A 21094-nucleotide genomic window follows, 5' to 3' on the forward strand; every position below is an offset into this window, starting at 1 on the left:
GCGGCCTGGCCGACTCCGGGCCGGGAGCAGGCACAAAAAAAGGCCACCCGGCTGCGGCTGACTCCCCTGCGGTTCTCCGCTTGCGCGGAACCGAAACAGAGAGCGGCGGCCGCGGGTGGCCCTCCTCTCCAAACGCATGGATGCTTACCGCTTGGTGTAGTAGTACAGGTAGGCATCCTTCGATGCTTTTTCCTGGCAGTCGAAGCACTCTGTCATGTAGGATTCGGCCTGCTCCGTCATCGCTTGGCCGCACGAGGCGCAGCATTTGGCTTCCAGGTTGCGGAAAAAGGTGGCGACTGGCGTCATGATCATAACCTCCCGACGTGTTCGTTGAGGGTATTGTATTATAACAGGGGTTGTTTTATAAAACGTTGTTATAAAACATTGCGGCTCATTTTCGCTCGCTGGCTTCTGTTTTCTGTCCGTTTCTCCCGTTTTCTCTGTATTAATACTTTTTCGATTTTTCCGCTCTGTTTTACAACACCGCAGTGTCCCCGGCGCGGGCTGATCAAATCAGCAGGTGGAACAGCGTCGGATCCTTGGTCACCTCCACGTAGCGGATGCCGTGCTTCTTCATCCGGTCCACCAGCGGCTGATAGTCCTCCCTGCACTTCAGCTCGATCCCGACGAGCGCCGGCCCGTTGTCCTTGTTGTTCTTTTTCGTGTACTCGAAACGGGCGATGTCGTCGTGCGGTCCCAGCACCTTGTCGATAAACTCGCGCAGCGCTCCGGCCCGCTGCGGAAAATTGATGATGAAGTAATGCTTCAAGCCTTCATACAGCAGGGAACGCTCCTTGATTTCCTGCATCCGGTCGATGTCGTTGTTGCCCCCGCTGATGACGCAGACGACGTTTTTCCCCGCAATCTGCTCGCGGCAGGCGTCAAGCGCGGCAATCGGCAGGGCCCCGGCCGGTTCGACGACGATGGCGTTCTCGTTGTACAGCTCCAAAATCGTGGTGCACACCTTTCCTTCCGGCACCAGCACGATGTCGTCCACGACCTCTTTGCAGATTTCGCGGGTGAGCTGCCCCACCTGTTTGACCGCCGCCCCGTCCACGAACTTGTCGATCTCCTCCAGCGTCACGACGTCCCCCCGAGCCAGCGCCTCTGTCATCGAGGGAGCGCCGGCCGGTTCCACCCCGATGATGCGGGTGGACGGGCTGACTCCTTTCACGTACGTGCCGACGCCCGCAGCCAGGCCCCCGCCGCCGATGCTCACAAACAGGTAATCGACCGGCTCCTCCACGTCGTTCATGATTTCCGCGCCGACCGTGCCCTGTCCGGCAATCACGAGCGGATCGTCAAACGGATGGACGAACGTCATGTTTTTCTCCAGGCAGTAGGCCATCGCCTCCGCAAACGAGTCGTCAAACGTGTCGCCGACCAGCACCACGTCGACGTATTCGCCTCCGAACAGCTTGACCTGCGACACTTTCTGCCGCGGCGTCGTGGCGGGCATGAAAATCCGGCCGCGGATCTGCAGCAGCCGGCAGGAGTAGGCCACGCCCTGCGCGTGGTTCCCGGCGCTGGCGCAGACCACCCCTCTTTGCCGCTCCTCGGCGGAGAGGTGGCGGATCAGGTTGTAGGCGCCGCGGATTTTGAACGAGCGCACCACCTGCAAATCTTCCCGTTTCAAGTAGACGTTGCAGCCATACCGCTCGGACAGGAGCTTGTTTCGCTGCAGCGGCGTCTTTTCGATCACGTCTTTGAGCACGTGGTTGGCGACGATGATGTCTTCCATGTTGACAGCAGGCATGTCTTCTGCTCCTCCCCTGATGATGATGTCAGATGCGCGGAAAAATGCAAAAAGCCCCCGCCTCCGGCCTTCGGCGCATCGCGCGCACGGCTGGCTGAGGCGAGGGCATCGCGGTACCACTCAGCTTCTCTGCTTTCCTCGCGAAAAACAGACTCGGCGAGTTCCCCCGAGGAGAACTCCCGCCCGGTAACGGGGGCGTGACCGTTGCCCTGTACTCAATCGGCGGACCCGCTCTTTCCAAGGCACAGCTCCAAGGTGATATTCAAAACAGGCCAGCGGCTGTCCTTTCAGCACGAGGGACAGCTCTCTGTGCGCCGCTTCTGTTTTTACTCGTCCTTTTCCACGCTGTTCAACCAATAAGAACTATTTAAATTAGTAAGAAATTATAGTGATTTTGGCATGCCTTGTCAATGCTCGAGGCGGTTTGTTCCCCCGCGTGAAATATGAAAAAAGCGGGGATCGCCGTCCCCGCTTGGTTCTTCTGTAAAGTTACACCGCTTCGTAGATCGCTTCGTAGCGCTTGCCGATCTCCTCGTCGCTCAGGCCGGCGTCGCGCAGGCGCTTGATCAGCGCCGTTGCCCAGATTTCCGAACGCTGCGCCATCTTGGCGTACTTTTTCGCCTCTTTTTCCTTGCGCTTGGCGCGATCCTCGCCGTTGGACTTGAGGTTGTCGAGGATGAACAGCATGTGCAGGGTCTCGTCCTCGTTCAAACCGGTCCAGTTGTCGTTCAGAAACGCGATCACTTTTTTATAGTACCCGTCAAATTCTTCAAAGGAAATCTCCGTATCCATGTTCAGATATTCCTTCATTTTGTCAAACAGCTCTTGCATCTTCCGTCACAGCTCCCTCGTTTTTCTCTGCCCTATTATAGCAAAAACGGGACAAGGGAGAAAGCCGGCATCATTGGCAGGCTGGTGCTGTCTCATTCGTTCCGCGTGGAAAAAACAAGGCGGAAGAATCCTGCCGGAAAAGCTGATTTGGAGCGGATTCGTTTTGGCACAGGTCCAAGAAGCGGTATAATTAAGAGACAACCACGTTCGAAGGAGATCGGCACGCATGAACAAATCGTATCAGCAGCAGGAAGCCGCCATTCGCGTCGGCCAGCAGATGACCCTGACGATCAAAAGTCTCGGCATCAACGGCGAAGGCATCGGCTATTACAAGCGGAAAATCGTCTTTGTGGAAAAGGCCTTGCCGGGGGAAGTGGTACACGCGGAAGTGACGGACGTCAAGGAAACCTACGCCGTCGCCCGGCTGGTGCGCGTGGTGGAGCGTTCCCCCGCGCGGGTCGAGCCCCCCTGTCCGGTCTATGAGGAATGCGGCGGCTGCAGCCTGCAGCACATGGACTACCAGGCCCAATTGGCCAGCAAGCGGGAGCTGGTGATCGAATCGCTGCGCAAGTACGCCCGGCTGGAAAATCCGCCGGTGGCGGAGACGATCGGCATGGAGAACCCCTGGGGCTACCGCAACAAGGCGCAGTTTCAGGTGGGAAGGCAGAACGGCCGGCTGGTGGCCGGCCTGTACCAGACGGGCAGCCACCGCCTCGTCGACCTGGAGTCCTGCCGCGTGCAGCACGAGGCGACCAACGAGATCGTCCGCACGGCGCGACAGGTCATGGAGGAGCTGGGCATTCCCGCGTACGATGAACGAAAACGGACCGGTGTCATCCGCACCATCGTGGCCCGCGCGGCCTTCGCCACGGGCGAGACGCAGCTCACGCTGGTGACGGCCACCGAGGAGATTCCGCGCGTCAAGGAACTGATCCTGGAACTGCGCACCCGTCTGCCCGGCCTGGTCAGCATCGTGCAAAACGTCAATCGGAAAAAAACGTCGCTGGTCTTCGGCGACACCACCCGCCAGCTCTGGGGAAGACCGTCCATCGCGGAGCAGTTGGGGGAGCTCTCGTTCGACCTCTCCGCCCGCGCCTTTTTCCAACTGAACCCGGAGCAGACGCGCAAGCTGTACGAGGAAGTCAAAAAAGCCGCCGGGCTGACCGGCAGCGAACTGGTGCTGGACCTCTACTGCGGCACGGGGACAATCGCCCTCTGGCTGGCACCCTACGCCCGGGAGGTACGGGGCATCGAATTGATTCCCGAAGCGGTCGAGGATGCCCGCCGCAACGCCGAGAAAAACGGGGCCGCCAATGCCACCTTCCACGTCGGCCGCGCCGAGGTGCTGATGCCGAAGTGGGCCAAGCAGGGTGTAAAACCGGACGTGGTCGTGGTGGATCCGCCCCGCACCGGCCTGGACGACGCCCTGATCCGCTCCCTGCTGGACGTACAGCCGCAGCGGATCGTCTACGTCTCCTGCAATCCGTCCACCCTGGGCAAAGACGTGGCGAAGCTGCTGGCCCGCTACGAGCTTGTCAGCGCCCAGCCGGTGGATATGTTTCCGCATACCAGTCATGTGGAGAGCGTGGCTCTGCTGAAATTGTGGGGGCAGGCATAAGTTCTATGCCTACGTATGTATGGGTTTTTCTGATTAAAACCAGATTGTTAACAGAGCACCAACGTCGTAAATATCAGGAGGCAACAACAGGTTGAAAATCATTATTACGAGTATATTTGTTGAAGATCAGGAGAAGGCTTTGAAGTTTTATACAGAAACGCGGGCTTTGTAAAAAAGCAAGACGTTCCCACGGGGAAATTTAGGTGGATCACGCTTGAATCTCCCGATGAGCAAGACGGTACCGAGCTTTTACTCGAACCGAATGACAATCCTGCTGCCAAAGCGTATCAACAGAAGATATTTGCCGATGGCATCCCGGCAACCATGTTTGGTGTTGCAGATATTCAGAAAGAGTACAAACGATTGTTGGAAAAGGGCGTGAAGTTTACGAAGGAGCCGACAAAAATAGGCGAAGTCACAATAGCTGTCTTCGACGATACATGCGGCAACCTTATTCAACTGATACAGAAGTAACTGTGTTACACGAACGGGCCACTCATCGCTGGAGTGGCTTTCACTAGACCCTGTGATTTCTGAAATCAGAAGAGGAAGTTTGGACAGTGTCAAGTATGGACGAAGGGAGAGTGGTCACTTGAAGATCACCGTGAATGAGCAGAACGGTTCCACAATCGCCGTCATCGAAAGTGAATCCATCCTGATTGAGAACGCACAGGATGCACTGGACCTGCTTGCCAACGTGTGGTACAACAGCGGATGTGACAAGATGGTGCTGCGAAAAGAACATTTCACGGAAGCGTTCTTTGATCTGAAAACCGGACTGGCCGGTGAGATCCTGCAGAAGTTTACCAACTACCGGATGAAAGTCGCGATCGTCGGTGATTTCAGCAGCTACCAAAGCAACAGCCTGAACGCCTTCATGTACGAATCCAATCAGGGAAACATGGTCTTATTCAAGGAGACCGAATCCGACGCCCTGGAGGCACTTCACCAGATATCAGCGTGAATTCCAAGCGAAGGCAGCATTTTAGCTCTTCTTGAACCCAACTGGAGAGCGTGACGCTGCTGACACTGAAATAGCGTTGAAACCCCTTGTCTATCAAGGGTTTTCTTCTTTTACGAACGGGCAGAATAGCAATAGAAGCTCCCTGTACCTTTCCACGCCAGATCTGCTTGACAGTCAACGGATGGACAAATTGAAGAGGTGTGTTCCTTGATGGCAATTCGTCGGATGAATCCTAAGGTTGATGAATTTATAAGCAAAGCCAAAAAGTGGAAGGAAGAATATGAGAAGTTGAGAAGTATCGTTCTTGACTGTGAACTGACCGAAGAATTTAAGTGGATGCATCCTTGTTACACGTTTGAGAAAAAAACATCGTTTTAATACATGGATTTAAAGAATATTGTGCGCTTCTGTTTCACAAGGGTGCCTTGTTACAGGATCCCCATGGGATTCTCATCCAACAAACGGAGAATGTACAGGCAGCGCGCCAGATTCGGTTCACCAATGTTCAAGAAATAGTCGAGTTGGAACCCATCTTGAAAGCCTATATTTTTGAAGCCATTGAAGTGGAAAAAGCCGGTTTGAAAGTGAATGTTAAACAGAATGCAGAACTCATTATTCCTGAAGAACTTCACAAAAAATTTGATGAACTCCCTGCCTTGAAAGCTGCGTTTGAAGCGTTGACGCCGGGACGGCAAAGAGCGTACATTCTTTATTTTTCGAAACCCAAACAATCCAAAACTCGGGAGTCAAGGATTGAAAAATATATGCAGCAAATTCTCAATGGAAAGGGATTAAATGATTAGAAGATTCTCCTTGCACTAACGGGAGCTTATGTAACGTAGGCTCCCATTTTTTCGTGTAGGCAGTATTCATTCAGCAACAATCTTTACGAAAACAGCCTAAAATAACCAATAAATTAGTGGAGAAAAATCATTTTGAACCAGACTATTGGGTACATATTAAAACTGTATCTGGGAGTTCAATGGACAAACTTGTGTGACTTAAAAAAGGAATTTCAGCTACCTACATAAATAGTTCCCTTGGAGAACTATTGTCTAGGTTACAAGCTTATCCAATCCCTGATTACGAAAGAGACAAATTGCTCGACCTTATTGGAGTGCTGTTCACTTTTGGTCAGGAAAGATGAATAGGGGGGAATTGTTTTTTCACATTTGTCCGGTCAATCTTATATCAGTTGTAGCCACCCAGGTTCCACGCTCACCTGCTCGTATCGAAGGAGGTTTCATTATTAAACTCCCTCTTAAAACATAATGTCGAACAGCAATCTGTGGCTCATCAAAAATGGTCAAATTGCCAACGTATGATGCATAAGGTGAATCAAATGTGATTTGTTTGGTGTTTTCATTCCAATATCCTTGAATGGGAATAAGGGTCCCGCGATAATTAACGGCACCACTTATTTTGTTGTTTACGACAGCGGTAATGTGCAGTGTTCCTGAAGTTAATGGTCTGCCACCAACACTAGCGTGTAGATTCCATGTCGATGGGTAGGGTATACTCACCTGCGTTACCTGTCCAATTGTCACGGATAACCTCTCCTTGCTTTTGAATGAGGGTTCCATACAGTATATGTACACAAGGAAAATAATTGATGGGACAAATCCCCAAATTCGCCAAAGATATGAACAATAGACGATTACGTCTGGCGGGGGATGTCCAACGCTTATTTCAACTTCTCGGTGACGAAAGGAGCTTGATTATCAGTAATCGACATGAAGTCTGTAAAAACGAGCGGAGTTGCTATTGGGAATGACTTGATGAGAGGTCTTGTACCCTTTAAGGTACTTGCACCATTTTTTAAGGTGGACTGCATACTATACAAGGTATGCAGTCCTTTCATTTGATTGGGGACACAACGTTCTTTGTTCGTACTGTCTACCCAACACATGTGGAGAGCGTGAGGCTGCTGACATTGAAATAGAACGGAAAACCCTTGTCTATCAAGGGTTTTCGTTTTTATTGCTATGATTTTGGGAAAGGGAAAAAGGATTTGACCACACCTTGACCACATCAGACACTGTCAGGATAGTATATGACCATGCTCATGCGCGTTAAGAAATCACCTGAATTGTGATAAACATGAGGCCGATCTGCCCTGAATCGAATGGACTCCCCGGTTTTTACGGTATATTCCTCGTTATTCACTCGGATCGTCAGCTCACCATCAAATACGGTGATAAATTCCTCGGTTCCCGCACCGTGCGGATCGGCACTTAAATACCCCCCCTTGTCAATCTCCACGGCATACATTTCAAAGCGCCTGCCCTCATCAAAAGGAAAAAAGGGATACAGCCGGTATTTCCCATTATCTTCTTGCATGGGTTGAATGTCATGTTTGGTCACGACAACCGTGTCGGGTTGGGGTTGGTTGATAAGGGCCGTGAATGAAATTTTCAAGCCATTGGCGATTTTCCATACGGTATGAATCGTTGGATTGGATTCTCCCCGTTCAATTTGACTTAGCATCGTTTTGCTTACACCTGTCAATTCGGCGACCTTGTCCAAACTCAGCTTCCTGTTTGCCCGCAGGGTTTTCAGGTTTTCCGCAAGCACAGCATTGATGTTGTCCACGAATATTACACCCCCATTTTGCTTTATAACGAACATTTTGTATAATCATAACGAACAACATACGTTATAACGAACGTTTCCTCCATTGTAACCCACAAAGGAGTCGGTCAGACATGCCATTGGTTCCGTTTTTGCTGTATGTATTTGTCACCTCGTTTACACCAGGTCCGAACAACATGATGGCCATGGCGTATGCGAACAAGTACGGTTTCAGGAAGTCGCTCAGGTTCATTTTTGGTGTAACCGCCGGGATTGCCGTCATCTCGCTGTTGAGCAGTTACTTCAATCTCTTTTTGTACAGTTTCATACCCAAGATCAAGGTAGTGATGAGTATTTTGGGAGGACTTTATCTGGTGTACCTTGCCATGAGAATCATGATGAACAATCCTGGCGGGAAAGAAGGGCACAACGAAAAATCAAACTCGTTCCTGACAGGTTTCCTCCTGCAGTTTGTCAATCCAAAGGTGATGTTGTACGGGATCACTGCGATATCCACTTTCGTTATCCCCTTTTACCATTCGAACAGCAGCCTGGTTCTCTTTTCATTGTTCCTTGCGTTTGCAGGCTTTTTGGGTACCGCCTGTTGGGCAATCTTTGGCGCAATCTTTCAAAAGATTCTCTCCAAATACGAAAGAGCTTTCCGTATATTCATGGGACTCTTATTGCTTTACAGCGCTGTTTCCATATTTGTCGAATAGATACTGTACCCGTCCAAGACTTTTCGAACACCCGGTCCCCGACCAACAAGCAGCGCTGAACCGTGGTTTCTTGCCAACCAGGCTCAGCGCTGCGGGGAGTCCCATGTCATTCACGTGCAGACTCCACGGTCAAACCAGTGCCATCAAAAAGCCTTCTATCTCTTTCCATTCCTTGAACCTTTCTGGAACGCGGGAATGCCAGACTTTTGCGATTTTCTCCCAATGTTTCATTCGCCTGTTATGCTTGTCAAACCATACCCCCAAGAAATTTGTACTCGCAACGAATCCGTAACACAGTTCCTGCCTTCCACTCCTGTTGTGACAACGGATTGCTCGCCTGATAGCCTTCACAAAAAGAACTATTCCGTTTGCGTCCAATGAATCCCTGTCACGTGAGGCAGCCTGCCCCTGCCGAGATGGCAACAGAGAGCAAACGCGATTTCGACGGCTGCCTTACAACAACTTATAGTAAATAACGGTTGCGTGGAGTTCCCCGTTTGCTGATTGGGCATAGCGAGGGATTCGTCCCGCTTCGACAAAACCGATCGACGTATAGAGGTAATTGGACGGATCGCCTTCCCTCGTGTCGAGCACCAACAGCGATCGGCCTTCCTGTTTTGCCCGTTCTTCCGCTTTTTTCATGAGCGAGCGGCCAATGCCCTGGCGTCTGACATTCGGATGCGTCATGAGTTTTGCGATTTCCGCCCGGTGAAGACCGTTCGCTTTGGTGCATAGATGCAGTTGGACGCTTCCGACGATCTTATCGTTCACTTTCGCTGCATACAAAATCACGTCAGGTTTCAGCACGGTTTCCCAATATTCTTTCGCTTCCGACCGTTTCAGCGGCGGGAGAAAACCGATGGACGCCCCATCCTCCACCACCTGTACGAGAAGGTCCGAAAGCTGGTCAATGTGTTCGTCCATGGACGTTACTTCTTCCAATGTCACATCGATACCCACTGCACACACCTCGACTCTTCATGATTACCCACGATCGGTATCGGCAGCGTTTGCCAAAGCCCTCTTCATTCTCTCTGCAGCGGGAGGATACCGCCTTGCATTGAACATTGTTACACTCTGGCAGCCCAAATTTCGATTTCAATTTTAATCTCAGGCAAGCCCAGTGCAGAAATATAGCCAACGGTCTTCGCAGGATAGTCATTTCCGAATAACTTGTCCCACTCGGCGTAGAAGAACTCCCAATCAAGTTTTTCCGTGGCCCAGATATTCACTTTGATAATATGTTCACTTGTTAAGTTTTCCGATTCCAGAATTGCCTTGATATTGGCAAATGTATGAACCACCTGCTCATTCAAAGCCGCTGGTATCTCCCCTTGAGGGTTTACGCCGATTTGTCCTGATGCCACAAACAGTTCGGCACCTCTCGGGATTTTGGTGATGTGCGTGTACTTCCCAACCGGCGCCGGGACAGTTGCGGGATTTGTTCTGGTAATTTTTCCGCTCATTACAGCAACACCTCGTCATGTTGGATTGTTTACTGTGATGACACGCATGTACGCGATCTCTATTTTGAGTGCGGACACTCCCTTTCTCTTAAAAAGTAAGTTTTTCTACAGTATACATAAATGATGGGGTATAATAAACAATCATCTACCAAAAAATACTATATTTTCAAACCTTACACCGCTGTCGGAATTCATGGAAAGACGGCAATGTATAAAAGAAAGGAGTGGTACTGTGCATGAAACAAAGAAAACCCGCCTGGTATAAATGGGCGGCTCTCACGGCTTGTGCCATATTGGCAGCGGGCATTAGTCTTTTGGCTCCCAAGCTGGTCAATGAACAGCCTCATACAGGCGCCATCTTGGATGTCGTTTATCCCAAGGCTTATGCCTTTGACGACCACGATACATGGAGTGAGGTTCGCGAGCAAAATCCTGTTGCGGATGATTTTATCGAGGCCGTCAATAAATTCTCGTATAAGACAAGCCCCCATATCCTGAATAATGGCGGCACAAACGTAAATTACTCCCCCCTCTCGCTCTACTTTGCTCTGTCGCTTGCCGCATCCGGTGCTAAGAACGAGACACAGGCACAATTGCTTCATGTATTGGGGGTTTCCGATCCGGGAATACTTTCCGAACAGTCAGGAAATTTATACCGCACGCTTTACAAAGACAATGACATCGGCAAGCTGAAAATCGCCAATTCCATCTGGATGGATCAAGAACACAATGGGAAACCGGTTCGATTCAAACTTGACTTTGTAAAACACGCAGCAGAACATTTCTATGCAAGTTCCCACATTGTCGACTTTGCCAAGGAAGAAGCCGGAATAGCGATGGCTGCCTGGATATCAGCCAATACCAACGGTACACTGTCTCCCAGGCTGGAAACGAATGCGGATCAAATCCTGTCAATCCTGAATACCGTATACTTCTATGACGAATGGGTTGATCAATTTGATAAAGAGAAAACAGCCGTGGATGTGTTCCACCTCGCAGATGGTCATGATGTACACGTTGAGTTTATGAATCAGACATTTGGTTCCGGAAGCTATGCAAAAGGAAAGGGGTTTACTCGCGCCGGCTTGGGGCTCAAAAATGGGGGACAAATGGTATTTATCCTGCCTGATCGCGGGGTATCCCCGTACGAGTTACTTTCATCCCCCGAGCAAATGCGGAAGACGTTTGAAGAAGGCGAAAACAACCATGGGCAAATCGTCTGGAAAATCCCCAAGTTCAGCTTTCAGTCAGAGCTTGACCTGGCCAACGTTCTCAAAAAACTTGGCGTGGTGTCAGCCTTCACGCCCGAGGCAGACTTTAGCGGTATTACCGATTACACAGCGTTTTTTTCCAGAGTGCTTCAAGGAACACATATCGCGATTGACGAAAACGGCGTGGAAGCGTCCGCCTATACGCTGATTGCCTCTGCCGGTTCCAGGCCGCCGGAAAGTCGGGCAGAAATGATCCTTGACAGGCCCTTTATCTACGGGATTACGGCGCCAAACGGCAGCCTGCTGTTTGTGGGGATATGCGAAAATCCTGCTGAATAACAGCGATTCAATTGTTCCTTTCGGGCCATGTGGAAAGTGTGGCATTGTATGGATTTGTCTGTTTGAAGCCAGATTGTTAACAGAACGCCAACGTCATAACGATCAGGAGGCCACCACATGTTGAACATCATTATGACGAGTATATTTGTTGACGATCAAGAGAAGGCATTGAGGTTTTATACAGAAACACTGGGGTTTGTCAAAAAGCAGGACGTTCCCATGGGGAAACACAGGTGGATCACGCTTGTTTCTCCCGATCAGCAAGACGGTACCGAGCTGTTGCTCGAGCCAAATGACCACCCTGCCGCCAAAGCGTATCAACAGAAGATCTATGCTGATGGCATCCCCGCAACCATGTTTGGCGTTGCAGATATGCAAAAAGAATACAATCGATTGGTGGAACAAGGCGTGAAGTTCACGAAGGAGCCGACCAAAATAGGTGACATCACAATCGCTGTCTTCGACGATACATGCGGCAACCTTATTCAACTGATACAGAAGTAAACCTTGATGAACTCTCTGTCTTAATGTATTCAGAAAAAAGGGGCTGTTAGGCCCCTTTTTTTCGTCTCGGCCATGTCAGCGCAGCTTGGCCGGGTCCACCTCCGGCACAAGCCCTTCCGCCGCTGCCCGCGTGAGCAGGGCGGTGACCGCCGCATACCCTTCTTCGCCCAGGTCGGCCGTAAACTCGTTTACGTACAGGTTGATGTGCGCTTTCGCCACATCGGGGTCCATCTCTTGCGCGTGGTGCAGCACGTACTCACGCGACGCTTCCGGGTGAGCCCATGCGTATTCGACTGAAGCGCGGATCCAGCCGGCGATGGCCTTTAGATCGAGCGAACGGCGGGCGATGATCGCCCCCAGCGGAATCGGCAGGCCGGTATCTTCTTCCCACCAGCTTCCCATGTCGGCCAAGAGGGTAAGCCCGTACGAGGGGTACGTAAAACGCGCCTCGTGGATGACCAGTCCGGCGTCAATCGAGCCGTCGCGGACCGCCGGCATGATTTCGTGAAAGGGCATCACCACGATGTCGCCAACGCCTCCCGGCACGTTCCGGGCGGCCCACAGGCGGAACAGGAGGTAAGCGGTTGAGCGTTCGCTGGGGACCGCCACCCGACGACCGGACAGCACCCCCGGATCGTTGCTGCCGGTCTTGGTCAGCACCAGCGGACCGCACCCCCGGCCCAACGCCCCTCCGCACGGGAGCAGCGCGTACTCGTTGAGCACCCACGGCAGGGCCGCATACGAAATCTTGAGTACGTCCGGCCCGTTGGGTGCGGCTGCCAGGCCGTTGGTAATGTCGATGTCGGCGTACGTGACATCCAGCTTGGGTGCGCCGGGGATCAGGCCGTGCACCCAGGCGTGGAATACAAACGTGTCGTTGGGACAAGGTGAAAAGGCAATTCTCATCGTAGCACCTCCAGGAATACTGAGCTTGCTGCCTCCAATGCGTTCAGCGCCTCCGCGATGCGCCAGGACGCACGGTCACGCGGGCCGACCGGGTTGGAAATGGCACGGACTTCCAGGACGGGGAGGCCGCATTGACGGGCGGCAACAGCCACGCCATAGCCCTCCATCGCTTCAGCGGCCGCCCCCGGCACCCGCACGCCCAATTTATGAGCGGTCTCGGCGGTGCCCGTCACAGTCGTTACCGTCAAGACGGGGCCGGTGCTGACCGGCAGCCCCGCCACGCGCAGCGCTTCGGTCACGCGAGCCGCCCAATCAGCGGGGACCTGGATGCGGGCAGACCCGAATCCCAGCTCGTCCACGCTCAAGAAGCCGTCCGGAGTCTCCGCCCCCAGGTCGGCGGCAATGATCTCGTTTGCCACCACCAGGGAGCCCACTTCCGCCTGCTCCGTAAAGCCGCCGCCAATGCCGGCAGACACGACCAGGTCGTACTCGGCAGCGGCCAAGGCCCGCGCCGTACTGGCTGCCGCCGCCGCCACGCCGACGCCCCCCGCCAGCACGTAAAACCGGCTGTCGCCGCGCAGTCCACGCAAGACCGCGTCTCTCTCTGCCGGAACAGCGGTCATCACGAGCACGCGCATGACCGCTTTCCGCCGTTCGGGGCTGATGCCGTCGGGCGATCCCGTTTGCGGATCCATCTTCATCTCTCTGATCTCTCCTCATTCATTGTCCGTATGGCCTTCCATCCGGCTGCACGTTCACACTCTTCCTCAACGTTATCGCTATCTGGTCTTCCTGTAAAGTTGTTTGCGGAAAAACGATGTGCTCGACCAGCGGAACCGTCACCCCCAACAAGCGCTTCCAGGGATCATTTGCCGAACAAGGAAAGTGGCGGCATGGGTCACATGTCCCATCTTTTCCGTTTTTTGCAGACCGCAAGCAACGAATCTTTCTCTCAAACGTCTACTAGATTGGTAGACTGCTTGCCATCTACGTAGTATCGTGAGTATTGGGACATTTTTCACTCAATAAGGAGGATTGCGAATTGAAACGATACCGCTTGCTGATGAGTCTGCTCCTCTTGCTGTTTGGGCTGCAGCCGGTCGCATCGGCAGCTCAGCCGCAGACAAGCACGGGGGCGGCCGCCAACGCTTCCGTCGGCCAATCGATTCCCCCGACAGCGCCGCCGGACATCGTCAATGGAACGGCTCCGCTTCCTGCCGTCAATCCGAACGCCGGTGCCGAGGGGAGCACCGCCCCTGTGAACCAGCCCCAGCAGGAAATGCGTGCCGCATGGGTGAGCACGGTGTACAACATCGACTGGCCGTCGAAGCCGGGCCTGAGCATCGACGCGCAAAAACAAGAATACATACGCATGCTGGACGAGCTGAAAGCGACCGGGATGAACGCCATCATCGTCCAGGTGAGATCGGAATCGGACGCGATCTATCCGTCCGCCCTCGTTCCCTGGTCCAGATGGCTGACCGGCACGCAGGGAAAACATCCGGGCTACGATCCGCTCGCCTTCATGATCGAAGAAGCGCATAAGCGCGGCATGGCGTTTCACGCGTGGTTCAACCCGTTCCGGGCCAGCACGAGCAAGGATCCAGGAAAACTGGCGGCGCAGCACCCCGCCCGGCAGCATCCGAATTGGGTCGTGCCCCACAACAACCAACTGATCTTCAACCCGGGCATTCCGGAAGTGAGACAGCACGTGATCGCCACCATTCTGGAAGTGGTGAACAAGTACGATGTCGACGGCGTTCACCTGGACGATTATTTTTATCCGTACGGGAAGGAAGCGTTTACGGACGATGCGACGTTTGCCGCCTACAATCAGGGGAGATTTGCGAACAAAGGCGATTGGCGCCGCGACAACATCAACACCTTCGTCCGGGACCTGTACCAGTCGATTAAACGCGTAAAACCGCAGGTGGAGTTCGGGATCAGCCCGTTCGGCATCTGGCGCAACGCGAAGGACGACCCCACCGGGTCGGACACGAACGGCCAAAGCTCCTACGACAACCTGTACGCAGACGTCCGCACGTGGATCCGCAGCGGCTGGCTCGATTACGTGGCGCCTCAGCTCTACTGGAGCATCGGGTACAAGCCGGCCGCCTACGACAAGCTCGTCCACTGGTGGGCGGCGGAAACAAACGGCACCCCCGTCAAGCTCTACATCGGCCACGCCGCGTACCGGGTGGGCAGCAACACGACCGACTGGGCGACCAGCGATGCGCTGATCAAGCAGCTCCAATTCAACAAGGGGTATCCCCAGGTAAAAGGCAGCATCTTTTTCAGCGCCAAAACCTTGCTGAACAATACGGCAGGGGTACGTTCCAGCCTGAAACAGTACTATGCGGCGCACACCCAGTAACAGCGAGCCGGCAGCCGAACGAGCGGCGGGTTTTTACGTCATCGGCAGCCGGCCGCTCTGCTGACACGCAAACGTACGCCTGTAGAAAACCTGCAGAAAATCAACAAGGATCGTGCGGACGTCCCGCAACGATCCTTGTTTCTGTGATGGAAACGATTTCGCTGACCGCCCCCTAATGATAGCCCCGTTCGCCAAACGGCTGAAGCTGTTCCAGCCATTTTTCCTCCAGCTTTTTCAGCGCGTCCTTGGCCTCCGCGTATTTGTCCTCTTTTACTTCCAGACGCTCCACCACCTCAATGTCAAAGGCGTCTTCTCCGTATGCGTTCCACTCCTGCTGCAGCTTGCTGTTTTTGTGGCTGCCGAATTTCAACTGGAACCGCGTGCCGTTTACGGTCTTCAGGTTCATGGTGCTGCCGATGAACACCTTCCCGTTTTGTCGGTTGGTAATCCGGTAGACACCCGCCTCGGTCTTCATTTCCTTGTACAGTTGTTTCAGTTCCGCTCGTCGATCCATCGGTTTTTCTTCCTTTCCCTGAAAATCACGCTTTCAGCCAGTACTGGCTGCCGTCGTCCTTTCGATCCAGAAACCCGTATTCGATCAAATACCGTCTGACGGTGACGTAATCGTCATACACCGCCTGCAAAATCTGATTGACTTCCGTTTCCGTGTAGATGCGCTCAGGCTGAAACCGCTTGGCGATTTCCCGCAGCACCACCAGCCTGTGCTTTTCCTTCAACGCGAAGGTCTTCAGCGGCCCGTCCGTGCCTGCCGGGAAGTACTTCTTCAGAATCTTGTCGTACTCGTCCAGCGTCACATTGTAACGATCGTCCACCATTCTGGCGGTTTGATGAACGTCCAGGAAGGCCGGCGCGTGCTTATCCCGTTCCTTCAACAGCTCCATCATCGTCAAAAACACCTTGGCCTGACGCTCCTTCTCCTTCAAGGCAAAGCGGTGATTCCGGATCGTGGAGGCGCTGCCGATGCCCAGCTCCTTCTGCACGTCCGCGTCGCTTTTCCCCTGGTAAAACAGGCGCAGCAGACGGTTTTGATGTTCGGTCAGGCCGGTGAGCTTTTTATCCAGCCGGATCAGGTAGTCAAACACCGACTGATGCGCCTGTTCGATGTGAACGCGCATATACCGCTCCGCTTCATAAAAAACGCCGTCAGCGGGATAGACGACGCCTTTCTCCAGTCGCTTGCCGCAGAGCAGGCATACGACATGATCGTCCTGTTGAATGTACCCGCGCTTCAATTCCTCCAACGAGGCGTTCCAAAACAGTTCCGATACGCCAATCACACAAACACACCCTTGATTTGTTTATATTTTTGTAGACATTTTATTCGTTCGTCTATAAATTGTCAAGGTACACCTGTAGCCATCCGAGGGCTGACGGAAAAAGGGAGCACAGCGCTTTCCTGCCCCACCAGAAACTTGGGGGTGACCGGAAGGGATTGGGCCGGGTGCGATGAAATGAACAAGGAACAGGCACAAAAGGGGGACTGCCGATGGCACTGGAAGGAAAACAGATACTCATCACCAGCGGGGGAACGGTCGAAAGGTGGGACCAGGTCCGGGGACATACCAATTTGGCAAAAGGGACCATCGGGTGTTATCTGGCTGAGCAGGCATTGGCGCGGGGAGCGGACGTCACGTATCTGCACGGCTATTTTGCCCGGGTGCCGGAGCGTCATCACCGGCTGCGCGTACAACCGTTTGAGGGAGTCGCCGACCTGCGCGAGAAGATCAGACGCTTGCTGGAAACGGAACCTGTCCGTGCCGTCATCATGGCAGCGGCGGTATCCGATTGGGTGGTGGAGAAGCTCGTCGATCAGGAAGGCCGGATCGTTGACCGGCTTGGCAAAATTCCCAGCGACCAGCCGCCGGTTGTTCACTTTCGAAAGGCGGACAAAATCATCACCGCGATCAAGAAATGGAAGTCCGACCTGGTGCTGGTCGGGTTTAAACTGGAGCACACGGCAGACGAGGAGTACCTTCTCGCCCGCGCCAACGAGCGGATGACGAGCTGGCAGGCGGATGTCGTGGTCGCCAATGCCTCTTCCTCCCTTCATTCGGAAGAAACGCTTCACTACATTGTCTCCCGATCGGGCGACGTGCGGACATATACCGATAAACGCGAGACTGCCAAAGGGCTGCTCGAGATGCTGGAGCGGCTGCTGTGATGCGACGCGAGAAAGGATGAGATGCGATGAAATCGCTTGCCTTCCATTCCGGCTGGTCTGCTGGCGACGCCAGGCGGGAACGGTTGTACCCCCTGTTCGAAACGGTCTTTCGGATTCCGGTGGATACGCTGAGGGATTTTCATGCACGGGGCTTTTGGAATCCCACCTATCGTTCTTACACCTTTTTTGACGGGGAACGGGCCGTGGCCAACACGTCCTTTTTCTCCATGCCCCTCTTCATTCAGGGAACACGGCGTGAGGCGGCCGGCATCCAGTCGGTGATGACCCACCCGGACTACCGGGGAGCGGGGCTGATGAAGCGGCTGTTTGTGCGGATGCTGGAGGAAATCGACAGCGAATGGGAAACCGCTCTGCTGTTCACAGCGACGCCGGACTTGTATCGCCGGTTCGGGTTTCGGGAGGTGCGGCAGCATTATGCTGTAGCGCCGATCAGGCATGTTCCCAAGCAGGAAAACCGCCTGGCGAGAAAGTGGGACTTTTTCGCCGACGACGATGTGCAGCGGGCGCGGATGCTGTTTCAGCGGCATACGCCCGTTTCGCGTCTGTTTGCGCCGCTCTCCCACGGGTCTTCCTTTTTCCTGCACATGTACAACCCCGCGTTTCAGCAAAAGGCATTCTTCATCGACGACCTGAACCTGCTGGTCGTCTGGGAGACGAAAGGCGAAACGCTGCATCTGTACGACGTCATCGGGGAAAGTCTGCCGCCCATAGAGGAACTCTGCTCCCGCCTTCCCGCTCCTGTTTCACGCATCGCTGTTCACTTTCATCCGGACCGCTTTGATCTCGCCGGATGGGAACCCGTCGCGCTGGAGACGAGGGCCTGGCTGATGGCGAGAGGGCGTTTTGAGCTGGAGCGCGAGTGTTTCATGCTGCCGGTCACCGCTTCCTTTTAATCGCCGCAGCCTGTTTCTCCAACGGGCAGCGAAGCCTTCCGTGTCCCCTCCGTTTGTTTTTGCAATTCTGAACATACCTGAAAATACACAAGACAATGGACAGTCAATGATATAATAAAAAATAAGATAAAAAACTGGGAGGGGAATGAATGGAAGAAACGTTGAAACAACAGGCCACTCACAAAAAATTGACCTTCGGCAAACTGCTCAAGAGGGCGCTGTTCATCCTGATCGGATCGGGCCTCGTCTCCGTCGGGCTGGAAATCTTTCTGGTCCCAAATCGGATTATTGACGGAGGAATTGTGGGGATATCCATCATCTTGTCCCACTTGACGGGCTGGACGCTCGGGTTGTTCCTGTTCCTGCTCAATCTGCCGTTTCTGATCGTCGGCTACAAACAGATCGGAAAAACGTTCGCGCTTTCCACGCTGTTGGGCGTTTCCGCCATGTCGGTGGGGACAACGATGCTGCACGACGTTCGTCCGTTGACGGAAGACCCGCTCCTGGCAGCCGTATTCGGCGGCATCATTCTGGGCATTGGTGTGGGGCTGGTCATCCGCTACGGAGGATCGTTGGACGGCACGGAGATCGTGGCGATTTTGTTCAACAAAAAGACGCCGTTTTCCGTCGGCGAGATCGTCATGTTCTTCAACGTGTTTATTCTCGGAAGCGCCGGCTTCGTGTTCGGCTGGGATCGCGCCATGTATTCGCTGATGGCCTACTACATCGCCTTTAAGATGATCGATCTGACCATCGAAGGGTTCGAAGGCTCCAAATCGGTCTGGATCATCAGCGACAACTACAAGGAGATCGGGGACGCCATCGTCGCCCGGCTGGGACGCGGCGTGACGTACCTGAGCGGAGAAGGCGGGTATACCGGCGACGATAAAAAAGTGGTGTTCTGCATCATCACCCGCCTGGAGGAAGCCAAGCTGAAGCTGATCGTCGAGGAAGTGGACCCCGGCGCATTTCTCGCCGTCGGCAACATTCACGACGTCCGCGGCGGGCAGTTTAAAAAGAGGGATATTCACTAACCATTCGACTGGAAAAACGTGCCGCCTCGTACAGAGGAAGCACGTTTTTCGCTTTTTGCCGTCTTGTATTCTATTTGCCGCCCGTCTCCCGCGGCAGCCTCGCCACCACCCGGCTCGCCTGTTCCAATGCCTGCGGAGACAGCTTCAGCGTCCAGAGCGGATCGCCCGCTCCGCCGTAGACAAACGGGTAGAAAAACAGCTCGTCGTCCAGGACCACCGGCAGGTCGTGTCCCACCAGGGGAACGCTCCCCGGTTCGTATCCGGTGATCCGTTTGACCTCTGTGGCGCCGGCCATCTTCAACTGCCGGAAGCCCAGCAGCGGGGCCATCTGCGCGAAGTCCAGCCGGCCCCGCTTGCCGGATACGATCAGCGCGACATGGCCCTTGTCCGTTTCAAGTATTAGCGCGGGCGCCGTCTGTCCGATCTCGATGCCCAACAGGGATGCTCCCTCCCGTGCCGAGCGGATGGGTTGATCGTGCGGGATCAATTCATAGGGCAGACCTTGTTCATCCAACAACCTTTTCACGCGTTCCATAGACACTCTTCTTTCCATGGTAAATTTTTCTATACTTTTAGAGAAATGACAACTAAAAAAGGATATGGCAGTATGAGCATTCGCAAGGCAGTCCCGTGGGAGGCTAATGTGTAGCGGCAAGATTTTTACCATCTGCATGATGGCTTCTTCGTTGTCGACTGAAATATTGAGGCTTTGTATCGACAGCCGTTCCCCCCATGTCTTTCCATCATGCCAGTTGGGCGGGGGAAAGCGGGAAACCCACTTTTTCCAACAACAAGAGGGGGCAAGCGATAGGAGAGGGACTATCCCTCTCCTATCGCTTGCTTTATAAAGACCGGCAGGTGAAAACACTGATGGATGATTCCTTCGTCGACATACTTGGTATCCTTTCCGGACACGCGCCCGGCCACCGGCTGATCGTACTTCTTCGAACCGAGGGTAAAGCTCCACAAGCCTCCCGGGTACGTGGGCACGACTGCCGTGTACATGCGGGTGACCGGAAACAGTCGACCGATGTTGCGGTACGTCTGCCCCATCACATCGGCGTGAAAGATGGGGGACTGGCTCTGGCAGACCATCAGGCCGTCCGGTTTCAGCGCCCGATGCACATGCTGGTAAAACGAAAAGGAAAACAACTGCTCCGCCGGGCCGATGGGATCGGATGAATCGACGATGATCACGTCGTACGTCTCTTCCAGGTCGCGGACAAACTCCACCCCGTCCCGGTACAGGAAACGGACGCGGGGATCCGACAGGCCGCCCGACACTTCGGGCAGATGCTGTTTGCACACCTGCACGACGCGTTCGTCAATCTCCACCAGATCAATCTGTTCCACTTCCGGGTATTTGCACACTTCGCGGGCCGCCCCGCAATCTCCCCCGCCAATCACCAGAACGCGGCGCGGCCCGGGATGAAACGCCAGCGGCACATGGGCAATCATCTCATTGTAAATAAATCCGTCCATTGATGTCGTTTGCACAACTCCGTCCAATACAAGCATCCGGCCAAAATCGTATGAGTCCAGAATCATCACATGCTGAAACGCCGATTGTTCCTCGTGAATCACCTCGCGAATCCGGTAACGGATCATCAGGTTCTCCCGTTCGTTCTCGGTCAGCCAGCACGCTCCGGCGCTGTTTTGAACAAACTTGGGCAATACGTTCATTTCTCACCCTCCTGAAAACAAT

At 53.8% G+C, this 21094-nt stretch carries 22 protein-coding genes, 2 pseudogenes and 1 other annotated feature; of the genes and pseudogenes, 11 read left to right on the forward strand and 13 right to left on the reverse strand.

All coding sequences use genetic code 11. The features are described 5' to 3' along the window. Window positions 1-144: 144 nt before the first annotated feature. From yhfH to A6764_RS19720, 3 genes are all read right to left on the reverse strand, one after another. Entirely contained in the window at window positions 145-306 is a 162-nt protein-coding gene (gene yhfH, locus A6764_RS19710) for a protein YhfH (protein WP_081904247.1), read from the reverse strand. A gap of 202 nt (window positions 307-508) precedes the next feature. After that, on the reverse strand, window positions 509-1756 hold the full coding sequence (ilvA, locus tag A6764_RS19715) for a threonine ammonia-lyase IlvA (protein ID WP_035298557.1): 1248 nt from the start codon (window positions 1754-1756) through the stop codon (window positions 509-511). 92 nt (window positions 1757-1848) lie between these two features. After that, window positions 1849-2108, reverse strand: a binding site (T-box leader). Window positions 2109-2245: 137 nt separating this feature from the next. Then, the gene (locus tag A6764_RS19720) at window positions 2246-2587 is read right to left on the reverse strand and encodes a hypothetical protein (protein ID WP_029100641.1); all 342 of its coding nucleotides are present in this window, start codon (window positions 2585-2587) and stop codon (window positions 2246-2248) included. A 226-nt stretch (window positions 2588-2813) separates the two neighbouring features. Here A6764_RS19720 and rlmD point away from each other — a divergent pair, with 226 nt between their 5' ends. The 4 genes and pseudogenes from rlmD to A6764_RS19740 all read left to right on the forward strand — a co-directional run bounded on the left by rlmD (window position 2814) and on the right by A6764_RS19740 (window position 5972). Further along, window positions 2814-4205, forward strand: a complete 1392-nt coding sequence (rlmD, locus tag A6764_RS19725) for a 23S rRNA (uracil(1939)-C(5))-methyltransferase RlmD (protein WP_065067778.1) — start codon at window positions 2814-2816, stop codon at window positions 4203-4205. A gap of 91 nt (window positions 4206-4296) precedes the next feature. Then, a pseudogene (locus tag A6764_RS19730) lies at window positions 4297-4679 on the forward strand (VOC family protein). A gap of 118 nt (window positions 4680-4797) precedes the next feature. Continuing rightward, window positions 4798-5169 carry a DUF4180 domain-containing protein gene (locus tag A6764_RS19735; protein WP_065067777.1) on the forward strand — a complete coding sequence of 124 codons (372 nt, stop codon included), beginning with the start codon at window positions 4798-4800 and terminating at the stop codon, window positions 5167-5169. A 210-nt stretch (window positions 5170-5379) separates the two neighbouring features. Next, window positions 5380-5972 (forward strand): annotated as a pseudogene (locus tag A6764_RS19740) (YdeI/OmpD-associated family protein). Between the two features lie 363 nt (window positions 5973-6335). On the opposite strand, the gene A6764_RS19745 reads toward A6764_RS19740, so the two are convergent. Then, the gene (locus A6764_RS19745; protein WP_081656619.1) at window positions 6336-6716 is read right to left on the reverse strand and encodes a hypothetical protein; all 381 of its coding nucleotides are present in this window, start codon (window positions 6714-6716) and stop codon (window positions 6336-6338) included. 484 nt (window positions 6717-7200) lie between these two features. After that, entirely contained in the window at window positions 7201-7797 is a 597-nt protein-coding gene (locus A6764_RS19750) for a helix-turn-helix domain-containing protein (protein ID WP_413541960.1), read from the reverse strand. A gap of 77 nt (window positions 7798-7874) precedes the next feature. Between A6764_RS19750 and A6764_RS19755 the strand changes: the two genes are divergently transcribed. Then, window positions 7875-8459 (forward strand): LysE family transporter, encoded by a 585-nt coding sequence (locus tag A6764_RS19755; protein WP_065067776.1) that lies wholly within the window; start codon window positions 7875-7877, stop codon window positions 8457-8459. 453 nt (window positions 8460-8912) lie between these two features. On the opposite strand, the gene A6764_RS19760 is transcribed toward A6764_RS19755, so the two are convergent. Both A6764_RS19760 and A6764_RS19765 read right to left on the reverse strand, forming a co-directional pair. Continuing rightward, window positions 8913-9383, reverse strand: coding sequence for a GNAT family N-acetyltransferase (locus tag A6764_RS19760; RefSeq protein WP_065067775.1), 471 nt, complete (start codon window positions 9381-9383; stop codon window positions 8913-8915). A gap of 146 nt (window positions 9384-9529) precedes the next feature. Beyond that, window positions 9530-9925: a RidA family protein gene (locus A6764_RS19765; protein ID WP_065067774.1), complete on the reverse strand. Its 396-nt coding sequence runs from the start codon at window positions 9923-9925 to the stop codon at window positions 9530-9532. 236 nt (window positions 9926-10161) lie between these two features. On the opposite strand from A6764_RS19765, the gene A6764_RS19770 reads away from it, so the two are divergent. Together A6764_RS19770 and A6764_RS19775 are read left to right on the forward strand one after the other, a co-directional pair. Then, window positions 10162-11475: a serpin family protein gene (locus tag A6764_RS19770; protein WP_065067773.1), complete on the forward strand. Its 1314-nt coding sequence runs from the start codon at window positions 10162-10164 to the stop codon at window positions 11473-11475. Window positions 11476-11595: 120 nt separating this feature from the next. Then, complete coding sequence (locus A6764_RS19775; protein ID WP_065067790.1) at window positions 11596-11979, forward strand: VOC family protein; 384 nt, start codon at window positions 11596-11598, stop codon at window positions 11977-11979. A gap of 75 nt (window positions 11980-12054) precedes the next feature. On the opposite strand, the gene A6764_RS19780 is transcribed toward A6764_RS19775, so the two are convergent. After that, a complete protein-coding gene (locus A6764_RS19780; RefSeq protein WP_065067772.1) occupies window positions 12055-12885 on the reverse strand; it encodes a 1,4-dihydroxy-6-naphtoate synthase in 831 nt (276 codons plus the stop codon). Then, window positions 12882-13523: a futalosine hydrolase gene (locus tag A6764_RS19785; RefSeq protein WP_413541998.1), complete on the reverse strand. Its 642-nt coding sequence runs from the start codon at window positions 13521-13523 to the stop codon at window positions 12882-12884. The genes A6764_RS19780 and A6764_RS19785 overlap by 4 nt, the downstream gene beginning before the upstream one ends. Window positions 13524-13927: 404 nt before the next feature. Between A6764_RS19785 and A6764_RS19790 the strand changes: the two genes are divergently transcribed. Beyond that, window positions 13928-15259 (forward strand): glycoside hydrolase family 10-like protein, encoded by a 1332-nt coding sequence (locus tag A6764_RS19790; protein WP_065067770.1) that lies wholly within the window; start codon window positions 13928-13930, stop codon window positions 15257-15259. 172 nt (window positions 15260-15431) lie between these two features. Here A6764_RS19790 and A6764_RS19795 read toward each other — a convergent pair whose 3' ends face one another. Both A6764_RS19795 and A6764_RS19800 read right to left on the reverse strand, forming a co-directional pair. Next, window positions 15432-15773 (reverse strand): GIY-YIG nuclease family protein, encoded by a 342-nt coding sequence (locus A6764_RS19795; protein WP_035299102.1) that lies wholly within the window; start codon window positions 15771-15773, stop codon window positions 15432-15434. A gap of 25 nt (window positions 15774-15798) precedes the next feature. Next, window positions 15799-16554, reverse strand: coding sequence for a DUF2087 domain-containing protein (locus tag A6764_RS19800; RefSeq protein WP_065067771.1), 756 nt, complete (start codon window positions 16552-16554; stop codon window positions 15799-15801). Window positions 16555-16766: 212 nt separating this feature from the next. Here A6764_RS19800 and A6764_RS19805 point away from each other — a divergent pair, with 212 nt between their 5' ends. From A6764_RS19805 to A6764_RS19815, 3 genes are all read left to right on the forward strand, one after another. Continuing rightward, entirely contained in the window at window positions 16767-17441 is a 675-nt protein-coding gene (locus A6764_RS19805) for a phosphopantothenoylcysteine decarboxylase domain-containing protein (protein WP_065067769.1), read from the forward strand. A 26-nt stretch (window positions 17442-17467) separates the two neighbouring features. Further along, window positions 17468-18355, forward strand: a complete 888-nt coding sequence (locus A6764_RS19810) for a GNAT family N-acetyltransferase (RefSeq protein ID WP_065067768.1) — start codon at window positions 17468-17470, stop codon at window positions 18353-18355. A gap of 149 nt (window positions 18356-18504) precedes the next feature. Continuing rightward, entirely contained in the window at window positions 18505-19389 is an 885-nt protein-coding gene (locus tag A6764_RS19815; protein ID WP_065067767.1) for a YitT family protein, read from the forward strand. 70 nt (window positions 19390-19459) lie between these two features. Here A6764_RS19815 and A6764_RS19820 read toward each other — a convergent pair whose 3' ends face one another. Continuing rightward, window positions 19460-19924, reverse strand: a complete 465-nt coding sequence (locus A6764_RS19820; protein WP_065067766.1) for an aminoacyl-tRNA deacylase — start codon at window positions 19922-19924, stop codon at window positions 19460-19462. A gap of 284 nt (window positions 19925-20208) precedes the next feature. Beyond that, window positions 20209-21072: a polyamine aminopropyltransferase gene (gene speE, locus A6764_RS19825; protein ID WP_065067765.1), complete on the reverse strand. Its 864-nt coding sequence runs from the start codon at window positions 21070-21072 to the stop codon at window positions 20209-20211. Window positions 21073-21094 lie beyond the last annotated feature (22 nt).

Origin of the sequence: Brevibacillus sp. WF146, assembly GCF_001673705.2 — a bacterium.
Lineage (GTDB): Bacteria > Bacillota > Bacilli > Brevibacillales > Brevibacillaceae > Brevibacillus > Brevibacillus thermoruber.